The organism is Cryobacterium levicorallinum, assembly GCF_004402405.1.
Lineage (GTDB): Bacteria > Actinomycetota > Actinomycetes > Actinomycetales > Microbacteriaceae > Cryobacterium > Cryobacterium levicorallinum.
Genome location: NZ_SOFE01000014.1, coordinates 197,702 through 216,666, shown reverse-complemented (window position 1 = coordinate 216,666; position 18,965 = coordinate 197,702). Strand labels below are relative to the sequence as shown.

Below are 18,965 nucleotides of genomic sequence, written 5' to 3'. Positions count from 1 at the left end.
ATAATGGGCCACGAATTCGGTCCAGGACCCTCCGCAGGTAGTATGACTGTTCGTGCCGTTTGCGCCTCAAAGGCGGGTTGTCACCCGAGACAAGTAACATGCTCATAGCCAAACGGACCGGATCGGGAGACCTGTGGGCATACTGGATAACTTTGAAAAGGGATTGGAGCGCGCCGTCAACGGAGCGTTCGCCAAGACCTTTCGATCGGGCTTGCAGCCGGTGGAAATTACCTCCGCGCTGCGTCGTGAGCTCGACACCAAAGCCGCGGTTGTCGCGCGGGATCGCATTCTCGCGCCCAATCGGTTCACCGTGCGCATGTCCCACACCGATTACGCGCGCATGAGCGCGCTCGGCGTGACCCTTATCGATGAGCTCACCGCCCTGCTGCAAAAACACGGCACCGAGCAGCGCTACCAGTTCACCGGCGGCATTGTGATCACCCTGCAAGACGACGGCAGCCTCAGCGAGGGTCTGGTGCAGATCGACTCCAGCACGGTAGCGACCAGTGTCGCCTGGACGCCGGTGCTCGACATCAACGGTACCCGGCATCCGCTGGTCAAGGCCCGCACTGTGATCGGTCGCGGCTCCGACGCCGACATCACCATCGACGACACCGGCACCTCCCGCCGTCACGTGGAGATTATCTGGGACGGCGCCCGCGCCCAGGTGCGCGACCTCGGCTCCACCAACGGTTCCCAGCTCAACGGTGCCACGGTCAGCCAGGCCATCCTCGAACCCGATTCGATCGTCACCATCGGCCGCACCCGCATCGTCTTCCGCGTGCTCGCGCAGGCCTCCAACGAGACTCCGCGCGCGGCCGCACCGACCGACCCCGCCACCGAACGCCACGACATGGGCGGATTCTGGGGGCCGAACGCATGAACGTGAGCGAACTGACCCTGCTGGTGCTGCGCATCGGCTTCCTTCTCCTGCTCTGGATGTTCATCTTCGGCATCGTCTACGCGCTGCGCAGCGACCTGTTCGGCCAGCGCGTACGCCGCCTGAAAACGGATGCCGCCGTACCGGCCTCCGCCGCAGCCTTCCCCGCCGCTGCCGCTCCCGTTGCAGCCCCCGCACCAACCCCAGCACCAGCCCCGATCGCGCGGGCCAGCCCGGCCGCCGACGGTGCACTCGCCACCGCCCAGCACACCACGCGCCTCGTCATCACGAGCGGCCCGAAGTCCGGCACCGAGTTTCCGCTCAGCACGGAAACCATCACGATCGGCCGCTCGGCCGACTCGAGCCTGGTCATCCGCGATGATTACACCTCAACCCACCACGCCCGACTCATGCTCTGGCATGACGAGTGGATGCTGCAAGACCTCGATTCCACCAATGGCACCTTCCTGGCCGGCACCCGCGTCACCGTGCCGACCAAAATTCCCCTGAACGCCACCGTGAAGATCGGCGCCACCAGCTTCGAGCTTCGGCGGTAAGTCATGGCGACGGTAAGTCACAGCGCAGCCACGTCCCACGTCGGCAAGGTTCGCTCCAATAACCAGGACTCCGGTTACGCCGGACGCACCCTGTTCGTGGTCGCCGACGGCATGGGCGGCCACGCCGGCGGAGACGTCGCGTCGTCGATCGCCACGAAACGCATCATCGAGGCCGACAAGCCCTATGCGAGTGCCCAAGACGCCGAATTCGCCCTGCAGGCCGCCCTGATCGGCGCCAACGCCCAGCTGGCCGAAACCGTGTTCGAGCATGCCGAACTCACCGGCATGGGCACGACCGTCAGCGCCATCGTGGTGCTCGAGAACGAGGTCGCGATCGCCCACATCGGCGACTCGCGCATCTATCTGCTGCGCGACAACGAACTCTCCCAGATCACCATCGACCACACCTTCGTGCAGCGGCTGGTTGACAGCGGTCGCATCACCGAGGCCGAAGCCATGGTGCATCCACGCCGCTCCGTGCTCATGCGTGTGCTCGGTGACGTCGAGGCGAGTCCCGAAATCGACACGTCGATCCTGGCCACGATCGACGGCGACCGCTGGCTGCTGTGCTCCGATGGTCTCACCGGTGTCGTCTCGCACACCGGCATAGCCTCCGCCCTGGCCAGTGGCGCCAACGCGCAGGATGTCGCCGACCTGCTCGTGAAGGAAAGCCTCGACGGCGGCGCCCCAGACAACGTCACCGTCGTCATCGTTGACATTGGCGCGGGCGACGGCAGCACGCGCACAGACAGTCCCGTCGTTGTCGGGTCGGCGGCCAATCCGCTCGCCTTCGGTGAGGAACCCGGCCGCAACCGCGCGCTGCGCATCCCGGCCCTGCGGCTGCACCCGGTACGCGAGACGCACTTCGAACCCGATTCCCAGGACTACCTCTCCGAACTGATCGAAGAGGATGCCCGCCGCGCGCGCCGCCGCAAGGCCACCTGGCTGTTCGGCGTTATTCTGCTCGTACTCGCGATCGTCGGCACCAGCATCCTGAGCTACCAGTGGACCCAAACCCGCTATTTCGTCGGCTCCGAGGGTTCGACCGTCGCGATCTACCAGGGCGTGCAGCAGGATATCGGCCCGCTCAAGCTGTCCAGTGTGTACGAGGCCACCGACATCAACCTGTCCGATTTGCGCGTCTACGACCGCCAGCAGGTCGAGCAGACCATCAGTGCCGGCTCCCTCGCGGATGCGCAGGCCATCGTCGAACGGCTGAAGGGTGCGGTCGTTGAGTAAAGCATCCGCTCTGCAAGCGCGTCAGGGAACCGAGCCGGTGCGTCGTCTGCACCTGCCGCAGAAACTGCGCAACCTCGAACTGTTCCTGCTGCTGATCGCCTGCTTCATCAACGCGAGCGCGGTCGTGCTCGTGCAGCTTGGCGCTTTCGGCGATCTCGACCCGACCCTGGTGCTGCTCGGAACCGGCCTGTCGGTTCTGGTCATCAGCCTGCACGTGGTGCTGCGATTTGTTGCTCGCGACGCCGATCCCTTCATTTTGCCGATCGCCACGGTGCTCAATGGCATCGGCATCGCCATGATTTACCGCATCGACATCGCCGACCAGGACAGCGGCTGGGCGAGCGCCGCAGTGCGCCAGACGGTGTGGAGCGCCCTGGCCATTTTCAGCGCGATCGTCGTGCTGCTCGTGATCCGCAATCACCGGGTGCTGTTTCGTTACACCTACATTTTCGGTCTCGTCGGTGTGGTGTTGCTCTTTCTGCCGCTCGTGCCCGGCCTGGGTAAAGAAATCAGCGGCGCTCGGGTCTGGATCGGCTTTGGCAGTTTCGGCACGTTCCAGCCCGGTGAGATCGCCAAGATCGCCCTCGCCGTGTTCTTTGCCGGCTACCTCGTGCGCAACCGCGACAGTCTCTCCATGGTCGGTAAGAAGTTTCTGGGCGCGCGCTTTCCGCGCTTGCGCGACCTCGGTCCGATTCTCGTGGTGTGGGCCCTGTCGATGTCGGTCATCATCTTCCAGCGCGACCTCGGAACCGCCCTGCTCTACTTCGGTCTGTTCCTCGTCATGCTCTACCTCGCGACCGGGCGGGCGAGCTGGGTCATCATGGGCATGGGCCTGTTCCTCGGCGGCGCCCTGCTGGCCAGCCAGACCCTGAACTACGTCAACGGCCGGTTCACCAACTGGCTCGATGCGCTCAACCCCAAAGTCTATGAAGCCGAGGGCGGCAGCTTTCAGCTCGTGCAAGGCCTGTTCGGCCTCGCCAAAGGCGGCCTGCTCGGCACTGGCTGGGGCCAGGGACGGCCCGAACTGACCCCGGTACCGCAGAGTGACTACATCATTGCGAGCCTCGGCGAGGAGCTCGGGCTCGCCGGAATCTTCGCCATCCTCGCCCTGTACCTTCTATTCGTGGCCCGCGGATTCCGCATCGGCTTCGCCGGTCAGGATGATTTCGGCAAGCTTCTCGCCGTCGGCCTGGCCTTCGTTGTGGCGCTGCAGTGCTTCATCGTCATCGGCGGCGTCACCCGGGTGATTCCCCTCACCGGCCTGACCACGCCGTTCCTGGCCGCCGGCGGCTCCTCGCTCGTGGCCAACTGGATTATCGTGGCCCTGTTGCTGCGGCTCTCCGACACAGTGCGCAATCAACCCAGGCTGGTGGTCTAATGAACCGCGAACTCAAGCGCGTCAGCATCGTCGTGATGCTGATGTTCATCGCCCTGCTCAGCTCCACGTCGATCGTGCAGGCCTTTCAGGCCGACAATCTGTCGGCCGACCCGCGCAACACCCGCACGCTGTACGACAGCTACCAGGTCGAGCGCGGCGCCATCCTCGTGGCCGGCGACCCGATCGCCCAGTCCATGCCGGCCGACGACGACTACAAATTTCTCCGCACCTATACCAACCCCGAGTTGTATGCGCCGATCACCGGATACATTCCGATCAACGGCGAACCGACCGGCCTCGAGTTCGCCCTCAACGCCGAACTCACCGGAACCTCCAACTCGCAGTTCTTTGACAAGATCAGCGCCCTAGTCACCGGCCAAGACCCGAAGGGCGCAGCCGTCGAGGTCACGATCGATCCAATAGCCCAGCAGGCCGCCTGGGATGCCCTCGGCGATTACACCGGATCGGTCGTCGTGACCGAACCGACGACCGGCCGCATCCTGGCGATGGTCTCCAAGCCGAGTTTCAACCCGAACCTACTCACCGTGCACAACAACGCCGAGGTCACCGCGAGCTACGAGGCCCTGCTGGCCGACGAGAACGACCCGCTGATCAACCGGGCGATCAATTCGCTCAACCCGCCCGGGTCGATCTTCAAACTCGTCGTGACGACGGCCGCCTTGGAGTCGGGCGACTACACGCCGGAGAGCACCTTTCCGAACCCGGCCGTGTACACCGCGCCGGGCACCACGAGCAAGATTGAAAACTCCAGCGGGTCAACCTGCGGTGCTGGTGAGACGGTCACCCTCGCCACAGCACTGCGTTTGTCCTGCAATATCCCGTTCGCCGAATTGGGCGTCGCGCTCGGCGACACGGCCATTCGCGAGACCGCCGAGAAGTTCGGCTTCAACAGCAGCTTCAGCATTCCCCTGAGCGTGACCGAGAGCGTGTACCCCGACGGGCTCGACGATCCGCAGACCGCGCAGTCAGCCTTCGGTCAGTACGACGTGCGGGCGAACCCGCTGCAAATGGCCCTGGTCAGCGGCGCCATCGCCAACGGGGGTGTCGTGATGCAGCCCAACCTGGTGCAGGAGATCCTCGCACCCAATCTCAGCGCCATCCAAACCTTCAAACCGGCAGAACTTGGGCGGGTGATGAGCGAAAAAACAGCCGCAACACTGAGCGCGATGATGATCAATGGCGTTCAGGATGGTGCCGCGAGCAATGCAAGAATAGACGGGGTCGAAGTGGCGGGGAAAACCGGCACGGCGCAGAACGGGTCAACCGATCCGTTCACCCTCTGGTTCACCGGTTTCGCACCGGCGGACGACCCACAATTTGCCATCACCGTTCTGATCGAGGACGGCGGAGGAGAAGGACAAACCGGGTTCGGCAACAAACTTGCCGCACCTGTCGCACAGAAAGTACTAGAGGCGGTGCTTAACAAATGAGACCCACAGCAGGCCTCACCTTCGGGGGACGATACGAGCTGCAGTCGCGCATTGCGATTGGCGGCATGGGGGAGGTGTGGAAGTCCACCGACCTCGTAATCGGTCGAAGCGTCGCCATCAAGATTTTGAAGGACGAGTATCTCGGCGACCCCGGTTTCCTCGAGCGCTTTCGCGCTGAGGCCCGCCACGCGGCCCTGGTCAACCACGAAGGCATCGCGAATGTCTTCGACTACGGCGAAGAAGACGGCAGCGCCTTCCTGGTCATGGAACTAGTGCCCGGCGAAGCTCTGTCGACCATTCTCGAGCGCGAGCACGTTCTGCCGACCGACAAGGTGCTCGACATTGTCGCGCAGACCTCGAGCGCGCTGCACGCCGCCCACGCCGCCGGTCTCGTGCACCGCGACATCAAGCCCGGAAACCTGCTCATCACGCCGGAGGGCCGGGTCAAGATCACCGACTTCGGCATCGCCCGCATCGCCGACCAGGTTCCGCTCACCGCGACCGGCCAGGTGATGGGCACCGTGCAGTACCTCTCACCGGAACAGGCGAGCGGCCACCCCGCATCGCCAACCACCGACATCTACTCGATCGGCATCGTCGCGTACGAGTCGCTGGCCGGACGTCGTCCGTTCACGGGTGAGTCGCAGGTCGCGATTGCCATGGCTCAGATCAACGAGATAGCGCCCGACCTGCCGGTGACCGTGTCCGAACCGGTACGCAATCTGGTCTTCGCCTGCCTGGCGAAGAACCCGGCCGACCGGCCGGCGTCTGCTGCCCACCTGGCGCGCGCGGCATCCGCTTTGCGTCGCGGTGACGTCGCTGCAGCCGCGGTGGCCGTGCCGTCCGTTCTGGGCGGCCTCTCGGCCACGAGCGCCACCATGCTCATGCCCGGTGCCGGCTCCGACCAGGCCACGACCGTTCTGCCGGCCACCGGTGCGCCCATCACGCGGGCCTCCGCGGCCGCTGCCGAAGCGGAGAAGAAGAAGCGCAGTCCGTGGACCTGGCCGCTGATCGCCCTCGTCGCGCTGCTGGTGATCGTGCTCACCGGAACGCTCATCGCCCTGTTCACGCAGAACAACGAGACCCCGGCACCGGCCCAGACCACGTCAGCGCCACCCTCATCAACCCCGTCGGCTACACCATCGGCGACCCCGTCGCCGACGCCGTCGCCCACCAATGCGAACACGTCGGTCAATCCGGAAGATTTCGTGGGTAAGCCCAGCGCCGATGCCGCCGCCCTTCTCGTTGAGATGGGATTCGTGGCTGACGTCCAACCCGGAAATGCGGCCGGGTCTGAGGAAGAAGTTGACACGGTGTACGGAGTCAACCCCCGGGGGCCGGTTCCGGCCGGGACGACCGTGACCCTGACTGTCTACGGCGCGTTCCCCACGCCGAGCACACCGACGTCAGCCCCGACGGCGACGCCTTCGCCCGTCGCTGCCGCGGGCACTGTCACGGTGAACTGGAACGCCCAGACCTGCCCGGCCGGCCAGACTTTGGCTGGCTATGAGATCGCAACGGAGGGCGGTGCCGCCATCATCACCTCGGCCAACCCCACCACCGCTGAAACGACGACGGCCACGATCACCGCCGGAACAGAGAATTTCAAGGTCAAGTTCCGCTATTTCTGTGGCCAGGTTAGCTCTGAGTTTTCCCCAACGGCAGACGTGAGCGTAACTGGCGACCCCGCTGTCGGGGAGTAATTCCCCAATGCCGTGCGGTAAAGTAGCGCTCACTGTGCCTAACCCGGGCATCCGTTTTATTGTGGGGGAGTGCGCTCGTGCCTGACTCTGGCCGTTTGATCGCGGGCCGCTATCGTGTCGGGGCGCTCCTGGGCCGTGGCGGCATGTCCGACGTACATGTAGGCACCGATTCCCGGCTCGGTCGCACGGTGGCCATCAAGCTACTCAAGTCGAGCCTGGCCTCCGACCCGGCCTTTCGCACCCGGTTTCGGCAAGAGGCCCAGGCCGCAGCTCGCATGGCCCACCCGACCATCGTGCGGGTGTTCGATGCCGGCGAGGAGACCGTCACCGACGATGCCGGACACGATTCCCAGGTTCCGTTCATCGTCATGGAACACGTCGACGGTCGGCTGCTCAAGGACATCATTCGTGAGGGCCCGATCGAAGCGACCGAGGCCGTACGCATCATCGATGGGGTCCTGACCGCGCTGGAATACTCGCATCGCGCCGGTGTGGTGCACCGCGACATCAAGCCCGGCAACATCATGATCACCAAGTCCGGACAGGTCAAGGTGATGGATTTCGGCATCGCCCGTGCCATCTCCGACTCGGCCACGACCGTCGCGCAGACCACCGCCATCCTCGGTACCGCCGCCTATTTCTCGCCGGAGCAGGCCAAGGGTGAGTCCGTCGATGCGCGCACCGATCTGTATTCCACGGGCGTGGTGCTGTTCGAGATGCTCACCGGGCGGCCGCCGTTCCGCGGTGACACGCCCGTGGCCGTCGCCTACCAACACGTCAGCGAACTGCCGGCGAAACCCTCAGCGCTCAATCCCAAGGTGTCACCGGCCCTGGACTCGGTCGTGCTGCATGCCCTGGCCAAGGACCGCTTCGCCCGCTATCAAAGCGCCGTCGAGTTTCGCAATGATGTCGAGACCGCCGGATCCGGCCAGATTCCCGTTCACCGGGCCGGCGACGAGGTTGGTGCCGGCCTGTTCGGGGCTGCGCCCACGGCGATCACCGGTTCGGCGCTGGCCCTCAAACAGTTGTCCGAAGACCAGACGATGGTGCGCACCCAGCGTCGTCCCCCGGTGATCTGGGTCTGGGCCGGAATCGTCTGCGTCGTGGTCATCGTCGTCGCGGTCATGATCTGGGTGGCCAATCTGCAGCCTTCAGTGGAACTGCCCGACAGTTCGCGCCAGATTCCCGCACTCACCGGGCAAACCTATGACGACGCCCAAAATACTCTCCTCGACCTCGACCTCGCGGCCACGCGTGCCGAAGAGTCGAGCACGACAGTGCCGGCCGACCAGGTTATTCGCACGGATCCTCCGGCCGATACCATCGTCAATCCCTCCGACGTGATCAAGGTCTTCGTCTCTACCGGTCCGGTGCCCGTCGCGGTTCCCGATGTCACCAATCAGCCCATAACGGATGCCCAGGCCGCGATCGAAGCGCTCGGTTTCGTTTCCGGGTCGGTCACCACCGAAAACTCCCCGACCGTGGCGGCCGATATCGTTCTGCGCACCGATCCGCCCGCGGCGTCTTCCGAATTCGCCGGCGATACCATCAACTACATCGTGTCGAGCGGCCTGGTCACCCTCGGAGACCTCACCGGCCAGTCTCTGGTTGCCGCGATCGATCTGGTCAGCGCCGACGGACTCACGCCGAGTTCCAAGCCTGATTACACCTGTGACCAGGAGTCCGGCTCCCCGATTAAAGCGCAGTCACTGGCCCCCGGAGACGTCCCCCAGCGCTCCGAGATCGAGCTGACCTACTGCGCCCGCTCCTAGCCGCACCGCCCTGTCTGCACCGGGCCCGGTTCCCACCCACAGCCAAGCGCGAAGTTAGCTCAGGCGCAACAGCGGGTGCAGGCCCTTCGCGGTCTCCTGGGCAGACGACAGGCCGGCCAGGGCGAGCCAGTTGCCCAGCATCCGGTAGCCGCCCTCGGTCAGGACCGACTCCGGGTGAAACTGCACGCCCAAAATAGGAGCGGTTAGGTGCCGCAATCCCATGATGACCCCGCCCGGCGTGCGCGACGTGACGATCAGGTCACTCGGCACGGTCGACGCAACGACGGCGAGGGAATGGTAGCGCGTTGCTGTGAACGGTTGCGGCACACCCTCATAGAAATCGCTGCCGTCATGCGTGATGAGCGAGGTTTTGCCATGCATGAGTTCTTCAGCATTGGTCACCGTGGCCCCGAAGGCCTCGGCGATGGCCTGATGGCCGAGGCAGACGCCGAACAGGGGCAGGTTGGCCGCCAGCGCGGCCTCGACGACGGCGATGGACACACCGGCGTCTGAGGGCTTCCCGGGGCCCGGCGAAACGAGCACGCCGTCGTAGTCGGCAATCCGAGCGGCTGCATCGGTCTGCTCGAAGGAATCGTTGCGCACAACGTCGGTGTCCGCGCCGAGCTCCATCAGATACCCGTTGAGGGTATAGACGAAGCTGTCATAATTATCGATAACCAGAATTCGGGTCATGGGCCGTCTACCGTCGCTTCCTCGCTGCTCAGAATTCCATCGATCCACGGATACACCCAGGTGGCCAGCACGGCCAGTACAGCCACCAGCAAAATCAGGACCAGAATGATGCGCACCCAGATCGGTCCGGGTAGAACACGCCACAGTGCTGAGTACATAAGAGCCTCCTAGCCCTGAGCGGCGATGATCGGTGCGAGCTCGGTGGGAGCGCCGGCCGAAAGTGGCTGCCACGACTCAAGCACGCCGTAGGCGATGATACGTTCTGCGGTGGAGTACAGCGGATTGCAACTGGTGAGCGTGATGATGCGGTCGACCGGGGTTCCGTCCGGATAGTTGGGAACGGATGCCAGTACCTGCACCTGCGACGGTGCCACGTACTCGGTATCGCGGTACCGGTAGGTGTAATAGCCGTCGGCCGTCTGCACGTAGATGGCGTCGCCGAGTTGCAGCTCGTTGATCAGGTGCATGCCACCGCCGAAGGCGCTGCGGTGCGCGGCAATCGCGAAGTTTCCGACTTCGCCGGGCATCTGAGTGCCAGCGTAATGTCCGATGCCCAAACGGTTGCTGTTCAAGACGTCACGGCCGGTGCCTTCGGCAATGCTGCGGTGGTAGTCGGCACCGAAACGAGGCACATACAAAACCGCGAACGCCGTAGCATTGCCGGGTGCAGCGGCAACGACGGGCTCACCGTAGTCCACCGCTACGCGGGCTGCGTCCGGTTCCGTCGGATCAGCCGTCGCTTCGGGGAACGTCGGCGACGTGTCCTGGGCGATCCAGTCCTGGCTGATCTCACTCGCAGCCGAGGACTGCGAATTGGCCATGATCATGTCATTCCACCACAGCTGCCAGCCCAGAAATAGCAGCACGAGTGCACTGGCCGTGATCAGTAGTTCACCGAGCACGCCCAGGAGTGTGACCTTGGCGGACGGGGCTGTACTTGAGCGGTGCCGACGTTTGGTGCCAGCGCCGGGCGACTCCGACCCATCGGGCACCGGCGCGGTGCGATCGTCTGCCTGTGGACACATATAACAAGTCTACTGACCAGAGTTGTGCGCTGCCCCCGCGTCAAAGCCACGAAAACAGGCGGAGACGCTAGGATCGCAGCATGGCACGTAAGAATTCTCGCACCAAGCCCGCCCGCACCGAAGTTGCCCGCTCGAACGAGGACGCGCCCAACGCCGTCTGGTTCAAGCCGGTCATGTTCGGCTTTATGCTGCTCGGCCTGGCCTGGATCATCGTGTTTTACGTCAGTGGCAGCCAGCTTCCCATCGCGGGTCTCGGCGCCATGAATATTCTGGTCGGCTTCGGAATCGCATTCATCGGCTTTCTGATGACCACGCGCTGGCGCTAGTTCGGCCGCACCGCCGAGTCACGAACCGCCCACGCAACGGTCATTAAGCGGATGCTGCCCGGCTGCCGGAATCCAGCAGTGCGGGTAATGACACCGGTGTAATTATCCCCATGTGGATAGACCTGTGGATAACTTCCCGGTGCACCGGGTGGTTAGCTGATCGGGGCGAGCAGGCTCACAATTTTGAGGACTCCGATCACCACGAGGAGAGCGGCGACGCCCGCGATCAAGACGATCTGCAGCCCCTTTTGTGCCGGTCGCCGGGTACGCATGAGAACGAACCCGATGAGTGCGCCCCCGATTATGCCGCCGAAGTGAGCCTGCCAGGCGATCCCCGGAATGAAGCTCACGACCACGTTGATGCCGAGCAGAACCAGCAGCTGCTTCGAATTTCCGCCAAGACCGCGCTGAATGACCAGGAAGGCACCCATGAGCCCGAACAGGGCCCCTGATGCCCCGACGACGTAGGTGTAGGGAGCAGCCAGCAACAGAACACCGATCGACCCGGCGAAACCGCTGATCAGATACAGCGCCAGGAAACGACCACGGCCGAACATCCCCTCGAGCATCGGACCGAAGATCCAGAGCACGTACATGTTGAGCAGCACGTGAAACGGCAGGCCACCTTGCGAGTGCAGAAAAACACTGGTGAGCATGCGCCATGGCTCAATGAGGGTGAGGGCTGGCGCGTAGGCGAATCGTTGGGTGATCCCGAGACCGGGGATCCATTGCAGGATGAAGACGAGGACGGTAATCGCGATGAGCGCGTAGGTCACCGTGGGCTGACCGCTCCCGGTCAGCCGGGTGAGCACGGCGGGTTTGATGCGGGGTGCGTTCTTGCGCTGCAGTTTCATGCATTCGGGGCAGATAACGCCCACGGCAGCCTGGGTCTGGCACTCGGCGCAAATGGTGCGCCCGCAGCGCTGACACAGAATGAAGCTCTGCCGCCCCGGATGGCGGTAGCAAAAATTCGCCGCCGAGGCCGGCAGATCACTCATTTTGGTCTGAAATACGGGTTAGACGGATTCGACGGAGACGCTCTGGATGATGACGTCTTCCAGCGGGCGGTCGCGACCATCGGTGGCGACGGTCGCGAGCTTCGCGACGATTGCGCGGCTGTCCTCGTCTTCAACGGCACCGAAGATGGTGTGCTTGCCCTGCAGCCAGGTGGTCGGCACGACGGTGATGAAGAACTGCGAGCCGTTGGTTCCGTGACCACCCTGGATTCCCGCGTTCGCCATTGCGAGCACGTAGGGCTGGGTGAAGTCGAGGTCGGGGCTGATTTCATCGTCGAACTGGTAGCCAGGACCGCCGGTACCCTGGCCGAGCGGGTCGCCGGCCTGGATCATGAAGTCCTTGATAATGCGGTGAAAAACGGTGCCGTCGTAAAGCGGCGTGGTGGAGGCGACGCCCGTGGCGGGGTGCTTCCACTCGATCTCGCCGGTCGCGAGGCCGACGAAGTTCTTGACCGTCTTCGGCGCGTGATTACCGAAGAGATTGACCTTGATCGGTCCGAGTGTGGTGTTCAGGGTGGCGACAGCGGTGTGCTTAGACATACACCGATTCTTGCACAGCAACCGTCGCCCACCCTGCTCGACCCCGTGTGCTTCCGGTGCGTTCCCAGTGCATTCGCTGGCAAGACATCGATTGCGCGCCAAGGTTTCAGTGGCAAGATGGGCACTCAGTGGCAAGATAGACACACATTCGCCACACACGACATCGATGGAGGGTCCAGATGAGCCTGTCACGCAAGCGCCGCAAGGAACTCACTCGGCTGCGCAAAAGCGCAGACGAACTATGGAGCCACCAACAAGAGGTATTGGAGCGCGCTAACGTGCTGGCTCGCCAGGCCGGTCACCAGGCCGGCGTCCTCGCCCGTGAAGAAGTTGCTCCGCGCGTTCGCGAGAGCTACGACCACTACGTTCGCCCGGGCGTGAACGCCACCCAGGAAGCCGCCGACGGCGTTCGACGCCGCGTGGTGAACGATGTCCTTCCCGGCATCGGTACCGCCATCGGCACGGTTTTGTCGGTCGGCGACGTCGCGCGCGACGCCCGCGTGCGGGCCGCGCTGGGCCGCATCCGCTTACAGAAGCCCGTCGTGGTCGAACCTAAGGGCGTGGGGGCGGGAACGTACTTCGCCCTCGGTCTGGCCGTCGTCGCCGCTGCAGGCGTCGCCTACGCCGTCTGGCAGACGTTCCGCGCCGACGACGAGCTCTGGGTTGCCGATGACGAGGCTGAACCGGCCACGTCGCAGGAAGACTAGCGCCGCAGCACCACCCGCTTGCAGGGCCCGCATCCAGTGGATGCGGGCCCTGCCGCGTTAACGGCCGTAGCGGCCCGCAGTGACCGCCGCCGCGACGCCGGCTAAGCGAATGCCCAGTCCTGGTAGGGAAAAATCCCCGGAAGTACAAGAAAAGGCCCATCCGTAGACGAGCCTTGAATTGTGGAGCCACGGGGAATCGAACCCCGGACCTCCTGCTTGCAAAGCAGGCGCTCTACCAATTGAGCTATGGCCCCGCTTTCTCACCCTATTTATAGCGAGTGAGAACTGATGAATCTGGTGCTGCGTGGGGATACCGGGATTTGAACCTGGGACCTCTTCATTATCAGTGAAGCGCTCTAACCAACTGAGCTATATCCCCCTGTTGGGCAGATTGAAGACTATCGGAATCTGGCCGGAACCTGAAATCGAGTCACGCCGCGGTGCGGCGGATTTACCCAAATTCGGGCGTGAGGGCTATTTCCGCGGAGAAACAGCCCTCGATCGTGCCTACAAAGGCTTGACTGCAGCTTAGTTGTTGGTGAAGCCGACGAGCAGACCGCCGGTAATTTTGACGCTCAGGTTGTACAGAACGGCATAGATGGCGCCGAGTGCGGTGATCACGACCAGGTTCAGCACGGCCACAACGACCGCGAAGCCCATAACGTTGCCGATCGAGAGAATGGCGGCCAGGTCGGCCGATTCTCCCGCCACGGTGGCGTACAGCTCATCGACACTGGTCAGTACCTCGGTCTGCACGAGCACGGTGTAGGTGAGGAAGGTAGCGACGATGGTGACGATCGCCAGGCACACCGCCACCAAGAACGACAGTTTCACGCTCGACCAGAAGTCGACGTAGACCAGTTTGAGTCGAACCTGCTTGCTTGTGGTCTTACGAGTGGACTTCTTGGCGAGCTTTTCGGCGACGCTACTCATTCGGTGTCTCTACTTTCCCTGAATCCGCGTGAGGAACAGCGCCGTCTGCAGCACTGCTGTCGACCGCACCAGCTGGTAGATCGGCATCCGTCACATCTTCTTCGTCGGTGATTTCATCGGTTTTTTCATCCGTGGCGACCAGATTACGTTCAATGTTTTTCGCGATGGAAATGATTCTGTCTTCATTCGCAAACTTTGCGAAAACAACACCCATTGTGTCCCGACCCTTGGCCGGAACCTCGGCGACGTCAGAGCGTACCACCTTGCCACTGGCAAGTACCACAAGGACCTCGTCCTCGGGATTCACGATCAACGAGCCGACCAGATCGCCGCGATCGTCGTTGAGCTTGGCCACCTTAATGCCCAGGCCGCCACGATTCTGCAGCCGATACTGGTCTGCCGCGGTGCGCTTGGCGTAGCCCCCCTCGGTGACGACGAAGACGTAGCCGTCATCATTGATAACGGATGCGTCCAGCAGCGTATCCTCACCGCGGAAGTGCATTCCGATCACGCCGGACGTACTGCGACCCATCGGGCGCAGCGCTTCGTCGGTGGCGGTGAAGCGAATCGACATGCCCTTGCGGGATACCAGCAGCAGGTCGGAATCATCTTCGACCAGCAGGGCAGAGACGAGCTCGTCGCCCTCACGCAGCTTGATCGCGATGATGCCGCCGGTGCGGTTAGTGTCGTATTCACTAAGCGCGGTCTTCTTGATCAGTCCATCGCGAGTGGCGAGGGTCAGATATTGGGCAACCCCGTAGTCACGAATGTCGAGAATCTGTGCGATTTCCTCGCCCGGCTGCAGCGCGAGCAGGTTGGCAACGTGCTGGCCCTTGGCATCGCGACCGGATTCCTGCGCCTCGTACGCCTTGGCCCGGTAGACCCGACCGGTGTTGGTGAAGAACAACAGCCAGTGGTGTGTCGTGGTCACGAAGAAGTGTTCGACCACGTCGTCGGCGCGCAGTTGAGCGCCCTTGACGCCCTTGCCACCTCGGTGCTGGTTGCGGTAGTTATCGCTCCGGGTGCGCTTGATGTAGCCGCCGCGGGTGACGGTGACCACCATCTCCTCTTCGGGGATGAGATCCTCGATCGACATATCGCCGTCGAAACCGAACATGATTTCGGTGCGGCGGTCGTCACCGAACTTCGCGGTGATCTCGGCGAGTTCTTCGCTGATGATCGTGCGCTGACGCTCGGGGCTGGCCAAGATCGACTTGAATTCGGCGATCTGCACTTCGAGTTCGGCGGCCTGGTCGATAATCTTCTGGCGCTCGAGGGCTGCCAGGCGGCGCAACTGCATGGTGAGAATCGCGTCGGCCTGAAGCTTGTCCACGTCGAGCAGAGCCATCAGGCCTTCGCGAGCGTCGTCGACCGTATTCGACCGACGAATGAGAGCGATAACCTCATCGAGAGCGTCCAGCGCCTTGAGATAGCCGCGCAGAATGTGGGCATCCGCTTCGGCCTTGTTCAAGCGGAATTGGGTGCGCCGAACGATGACCTCGATCTGGTGCGCGACCCAAGCCGAGATAAAACCGTCGAGGGCGAGCGTGCGCGGCACGCCGTCGACGATGGCCAGCATATTGGCGCCGAAATTTTCCTGCAGCTGAGTGTGCTTGTAAAGGTTGTTCAGCACAACCTTCGCGACGGCGTCGCGCTTGAGCACGATAACGAGGCGCTGGCCGGTGCGACCAGACGTCTCATCCCGAATGTCGGCGATGCCGGCTACTTTGGCGTCCTTGACCAGATCGGCGATCTTGATCGCGAGGTTGTCGGGGTTCACCTGGTAGGGCAGCTCGGTAATTACGAGGCAGGTGCGACCCTGCAACTCTTCGATGCTGACCACGGCACGCATCGTGATCGAACCACGCCCGGTGCGGTAGGCGTCCTGAATACCCTTGGTGCCGAGGATTTGAGCGCCGGTAGGAAAATCAGGTCCCTTGATGCGCGAAATCAGCGCTTCGAGCAGCTCGTCGCGGGTGGCGTCGGGGTTGTCAAGGTACCACTGGGCGCCGGCGGCGACCTCGCGCAGGTTGTGCGGCGGAATATTGGTGGCCATACCGACGGCGATTCCGACCGAGCCGTTGACCAGCAGGTTCGGAAAGCGGGCCGGCAGCACGGTCGGCTCGAGCGTGCGGCCATCGTAGTTGTCCTGAAAATCGACGGTGTCTTCGTCGATGTCGCGCACCATTTCGAGGGCGAGCGGCGCCATCTTGGTTTCGGTGTACCGCGGGGCTGCTGCGCCGTCATTGCCGGGGGAACCGAAGTTTCCCTGGCCCAGGGCGAGCGGATACCGCAGACTCCACGGCTGAACCAGACGCACGAGCGCGTCGTAGATCGACGAGTCACCGTGAGGGTGGAACTGTCCCATCACGTCACCGACGACGCGGGCGCACTTGGAGAACGCCTTATCCGGGCGGTAGCCGCCGTCGAACATGGCGTAGATCACCCGACGGTGCACCGGCTTCATACCGTCGCGCACGTCAGGCAGCGCACGCCCGACGATGACGCTCATCGCGTAGTCGAGGTAGGAGCGCTGCATTTCCAGCTGCAGGTCGACCTGGTCGATCTTGCCGTGCTGCACGAGGTGGGCCGCCGCCGCAGCCGCGTTCGCTGCACTCAGTTCAGGGGTCACTGCTTCGGGCGTATTCGAGTCGGAGTTGCCCGTGGTGTCATCAGATGTCAAGGAAACGCACGTCCTTCGCGTTTTTCTGGATGAAGTTGCGTCGGGATTCGACGTCTTCACCCATCAGGGTGGAGAAGATTTCGTCGGCGGATGCCGCATCATCCAGGGTGACCTGCAGCAGGGTGCGGGATTCAGGAGCCATCGTGGTTTCCCACAGCTCCTTGTAGTCCATCTCGCCGAGGCCCTTGTAGCGCTGAATGCCGTTGTCCTTCGGGATCCGCTTGCCCGAGGCCGCGCCATCGGCAAGGAGGGCGTCGCGCTCGGCATCGGAGTACACGTATTCGTGCGGCGAGTTGGTCCACTTGAGCCGGTACAGCGGCGGCTGGGCCAGATAGACGTAGCCGAGGTCGATCAGCGGACGCATGTATCGGAACAGCAGTGTCAGCAGCAGGGTCGTGATGTGCTGGCCGTCGACATCGGCGTCGGCCATTAACACGATCTTGTGGTACCGAACCTTGTCCGGGTTGAATTCTTCGCCCATCCCAGCACCGAAGGCCGTGATCATGGCCTGAACCTCTGCGTTACCGAGGGCACGGTCGAGGCGAGCCTTTTCGACGTTGAGGATCTTGCCGCGCAGCGGCAAGATCGCCTGGAACTCCGGGTTGCGCCCCTGAACGGCGGAGCCGCCGGCGGAATCGCCCTCGACGATGAAGATCTCGGACAAGGAGGGGTCCTTGCTCTGGCAATCCTTGAGTTTGCCCGGCATGCCGCCGCCCTCGAGCAGTCCCTTGCGACGAGCGGTTTCCCGAGCTTTGCGGGCCGCCATACGAGCGTTCGATGCCTGTAAGGACTTACGAATAATTTCGCGGGCCGGGTTCGGGTTGCGGTTGAACCAGTCGGTGAGCTGATCGTTGGCGACCTTTTGTACGAACGACTTCGCCTCGGTGTTGCCGAGTTTGGTCTTGGTCTGGCCTTCGAACTGCGGTTCGGCGAGCTTGATCGACACGACCGCGGTCAATCCTTCACGCACGTCATCGCCGGTGAGGTTGTCATCCTTTTCTTTCAGGATGCCCTTTTCGCGGGCGTACTTGTTCACGAGTGTGGTCAGCGCGGCGCGAAAACCTTCTTCGTGTGTGCCGCCCTCGTGGGTGTTGATCGTATTCGCGTAGGTGTGCACGCTCTCGGTGTAGGCCGTGGTCCATTGCATGGCCACTTCCAGCGCCATCTTACGTTCGTGGTCTTCCCACTCGAACGAGATGATCTCTTCGTTGACGAGGTCAGCCTTTTTGGCACGGTTGAGGTACTCGACGTAGTCGACGAGTCCCTGATCGTACTTGAAGGTGTTACTAACGACCGTGCCGTCGTCATCGCGGTGGGCTTCACGCTCGTCGGTGAGGGTGAGACGCAGGCCCTTGTTCAAAAAACCCATCTGCTGAAAACGAGCGCGCAGCGTTTCGTAATCGAAATCGATCGTCTCGAAGGTCTCAGCGCTCGGCCAGAAGGTAATGGTGGTGCCGGTTTCGTCGTTCGCTTCGCCCTGTTCCAGGGGAGCGTTGGGGACACCGTTGGCGAAACTCTGGCGCCAAATGAATCCCTGGCGACGAACCTCGACCTCGAGGCGGCTCGACAGGGCGTTCACCACGGAGCTGCCGACACCGTGCAGTCCACCGGAAACGGAATAACCGCCGCCGCCGAACTTTCCACCGGCGTGCAGCACAGTCAGGACAACCTCAACGGTCGAACGGCCCTCTGCCTTGTGAATGTCGACGGGGATTCCGCGACCGTTGTCTTCGACGCGAATAGCGCCGTCGGCCAGAATGCGAATATCAATCGTGTCGCAGTGCCCCGCCAGGGCTTCGTCGACGGAGTTGTCAACGATCTCATAGACCAGGTGGTGCAGTCCGCGCGGTCCGGTGGATCCGATATACATACCGGGTCGCTTTCGAACGGCTTCCAGCCCCTCGAGGACCTGGATATCGTCTGCACCGTATTCGTGCTCCGGCTCCCGCTCCGCCACTATTGGGGATATATCTGGGGACGTGCGTTCGGGCGTCGGTTCAACTGTCATCTGAAAATAGGCTCCTGACCATCGCACGGGCGACCATTCAGTCTACCAAATGAG

At 63.1% G+C, this 18,965-nt stretch carries 17 protein-coding genes and 2 tRNA genes; 9 read left to right on the top strand and 10 right to left on the bottom strand.

The window, feature by feature from the left end; all coding sequences use genetic code 11:
- Positions 1–133 precede the first annotated feature (133 nt).
- The 7 genes from E3O11_RS08360 to pknB all read left to right on the top strand — a co-directional run bounded on the left by E3O11_RS08360 (position 134) and on the right by pknB (position 8,980).
- The gene (locus E3O11_RS08360) at positions 134–883 is read left to right on the top strand and encodes an FhaA domain-containing protein (RefSeq protein ID WP_092448033.1); all 750 of its coding nucleotides are present in this window, start codon (positions 134–136) and stop codon (positions 881–883) included.
- 2 nt (positions 884–885) lie between these two features.
- Complete coding sequence (locus E3O11_RS08355) at positions 886–1,437, top strand: FHA domain-containing protein FhaB/FipA (RefSeq protein ID WP_092448196.1); 552 nt, start codon at positions 886–888, stop codon at positions 1,435–1,437.
- A 3-nt stretch (positions 1,438–1,440) separates the two neighbouring features.
- Positions 1,441–2,676 carry a PP2C family protein-serine/threonine phosphatase gene (locus E3O11_RS08350; RefSeq protein ID WP_092448032.1) on the top strand — a complete coding sequence of 412 codons (1,236 nt, stop codon included), beginning with the start codon at positions 1,441–1,443 and terminating at the stop codon, positions 2,674–2,676.
- Entirely contained in the window at positions 2,669–4,054 is a 1,386-nt protein-coding gene (locus E3O11_RS08345) for an FtsW/RodA/SpoVE family cell cycle protein (protein ID WP_241994674.1), read from the top strand. Before E3O11_RS08350 ends, E3O11_RS08345 begins: the two co-directional genes overlap by 8 nt.
- The gene (locus tag E3O11_RS08340) at positions 4,054–5,505 is read left to right on the top strand and encodes a peptidoglycan D,D-transpeptidase FtsI family protein (RefSeq protein ID WP_092448031.1); all 1,452 of its coding nucleotides are present in this window, start codon (positions 4,054–4,056) and stop codon (positions 5,503–5,505) included. The genes E3O11_RS08345 and E3O11_RS08340 overlap by 1 nt, the downstream gene beginning before the upstream one ends.
- A complete protein-coding gene (locus tag E3O11_RS08335) occupies positions 5,502–7,208 on the top strand; it encodes a protein kinase domain-containing protein (protein ID WP_092448030.1) in 1,707 nt (568 codons plus the stop codon). The genes E3O11_RS08340 and E3O11_RS08335 overlap by 4 nt, the downstream gene beginning before the upstream one ends.
- Before the next feature lie 143 nt (positions 7,209–7,351).
- The gene (gene pknB / locus E3O11_RS08330; RefSeq protein WP_241991057.1) at positions 7,352–8,980 is read left to right on the top strand and encodes a Stk1 family PASTA domain-containing Ser/Thr kinase; all 1,629 of its coding nucleotides are present in this window, start codon (positions 7,352–7,354) and stop codon (positions 8,978–8,980) included.
- Between the two features lie 54 nt (positions 8,981–9,034).
- On the opposite strand, the gene E3O11_RS08325 is transcribed toward pknB, so the two are convergent.
- From E3O11_RS08325 to E3O11_RS08320, 3 genes are read right to left on the bottom strand one after another with little or no spacing between them, the layout of a single operon-like run.
- Positions 9,035–9,673, bottom strand: coding sequence for an anthranilate synthase component II (locus E3O11_RS08325; protein ID WP_092448028.1), 639 nt, complete (start codon positions 9,671–9,673; stop codon positions 9,035–9,037).
- Positions 9,670–9,831: a hypothetical protein gene (locus E3O11_RS17585; protein ID WP_166787529.1), complete on the bottom strand. Its 162-nt coding sequence runs from the start codon at positions 9,829–9,831 to the stop codon at positions 9,670–9,672. The genes E3O11_RS08325 and E3O11_RS17585 overlap by 4 nt, the downstream gene beginning before the upstream one ends.
- Positions 9,832–9,840: 9 nt before the next feature.
- Positions 9,841–10,698 carry a class E sortase gene (locus tag E3O11_RS08320; RefSeq protein ID WP_092448027.1) on the bottom strand — a complete coding sequence of 286 codons (858 nt, stop codon included), beginning with the start codon at positions 10,696–10,698 and terminating at the stop codon, positions 9,841–9,843.
- A gap of 80 nt (positions 10,699–10,778) precedes the next feature.
- On the opposite strand from E3O11_RS08320, the gene E3O11_RS08315 reads away from it, so the two are divergent.
- On the top strand, positions 10,779–11,024 hold the full coding sequence (locus tag E3O11_RS08315) for a cell division protein CrgA (RefSeq protein WP_092448026.1): 246 nt from the start codon (positions 10,779–10,781) through the stop codon (positions 11,022–11,024).
- Between the two features lie 152 nt (positions 11,025–11,176).
- Here E3O11_RS08315 and E3O11_RS08310 read toward each other — a convergent pair whose 3' ends face one another.
- Both E3O11_RS08310 and E3O11_RS08305 read right to left on the bottom strand, forming a co-directional pair.
- The gene (locus E3O11_RS08310; RefSeq protein ID WP_307725677.1) at positions 11,177–11,878 is read right to left on the bottom strand and encodes a rhomboid family intramembrane serine protease; all 702 of its coding nucleotides are present in this window, start codon (positions 11,876–11,878) and stop codon (positions 11,177–11,179) included.
- A 162-nt stretch (positions 11,879–12,040) separates the two neighbouring features.
- Positions 12,041–12,580 (bottom strand): peptidylprolyl isomerase, encoded by a 540-nt coding sequence (locus tag E3O11_RS08305; protein ID WP_092448024.1) that lies wholly within the window; start codon positions 12,578–12,580, stop codon positions 12,041–12,043.
- Between the two features lie 179 nt (positions 12,581–12,759).
- On the opposite strand from E3O11_RS08305, the gene E3O11_RS08300 reads away from it, so the two are divergent.
- Positions 12,760–13,287, top strand: coding sequence for a hypothetical protein (locus tag E3O11_RS08300; protein ID WP_092448023.1), 528 nt, complete (start codon positions 12,760–12,762; stop codon positions 13,285–13,287).
- Between the two features lie 181 nt (positions 13,288–13,468).
- On the opposite strand, the gene E3O11_RS08295 is transcribed toward E3O11_RS08300, so the two are convergent.
- The 5 genes from E3O11_RS08295 to gyrB all read right to left on the bottom strand — a co-directional run bounded on the left by E3O11_RS08295 (position 13,469) and on the right by gyrB (position 18,911).
- A tRNA-Ala gene (locus tag E3O11_RS08295) sits at positions 13,469–13,541 on the bottom strand.
- Positions 13,542–13,592: 51 nt separating this feature from the next.
- Positions 13,593–13,666 (bottom strand) — tRNA-Ile (locus tag E3O11_RS08290).
- A 149-nt stretch (positions 13,667–13,815) separates the two neighbouring features.
- Positions 13,816–14,220 (bottom strand): DUF3566 domain-containing protein, encoded by a 405-nt coding sequence (locus E3O11_RS08285; RefSeq protein ID WP_092448022.1) that lies wholly within the window; start codon positions 14,218–14,220, stop codon positions 13,816–13,818.
- The gene (gyrA, locus tag E3O11_RS08280; RefSeq protein WP_241991056.1) at positions 14,213–16,840 is read right to left on the bottom strand and encodes a DNA gyrase subunit A; all 2,628 of its coding nucleotides are present in this window, start codon (positions 16,838–16,840) and stop codon (positions 14,213–14,215) included. Before gyrA ends, E3O11_RS08285 begins: the two co-directional genes overlap by 8 nt.
- 52 nt (positions 16,841–16,892) lie before the next feature.
- Positions 16,893–18,911: a DNA topoisomerase (ATP-hydrolyzing) subunit B gene (gene gyrB / locus E3O11_RS08275; protein WP_092448020.1), complete on the bottom strand. Its 2,019-nt coding sequence runs from the start codon at positions 18,909–18,911 to the stop codon at positions 16,893–16,895.
- Positions 18,912–18,965 lie beyond the last annotated feature (54 nt).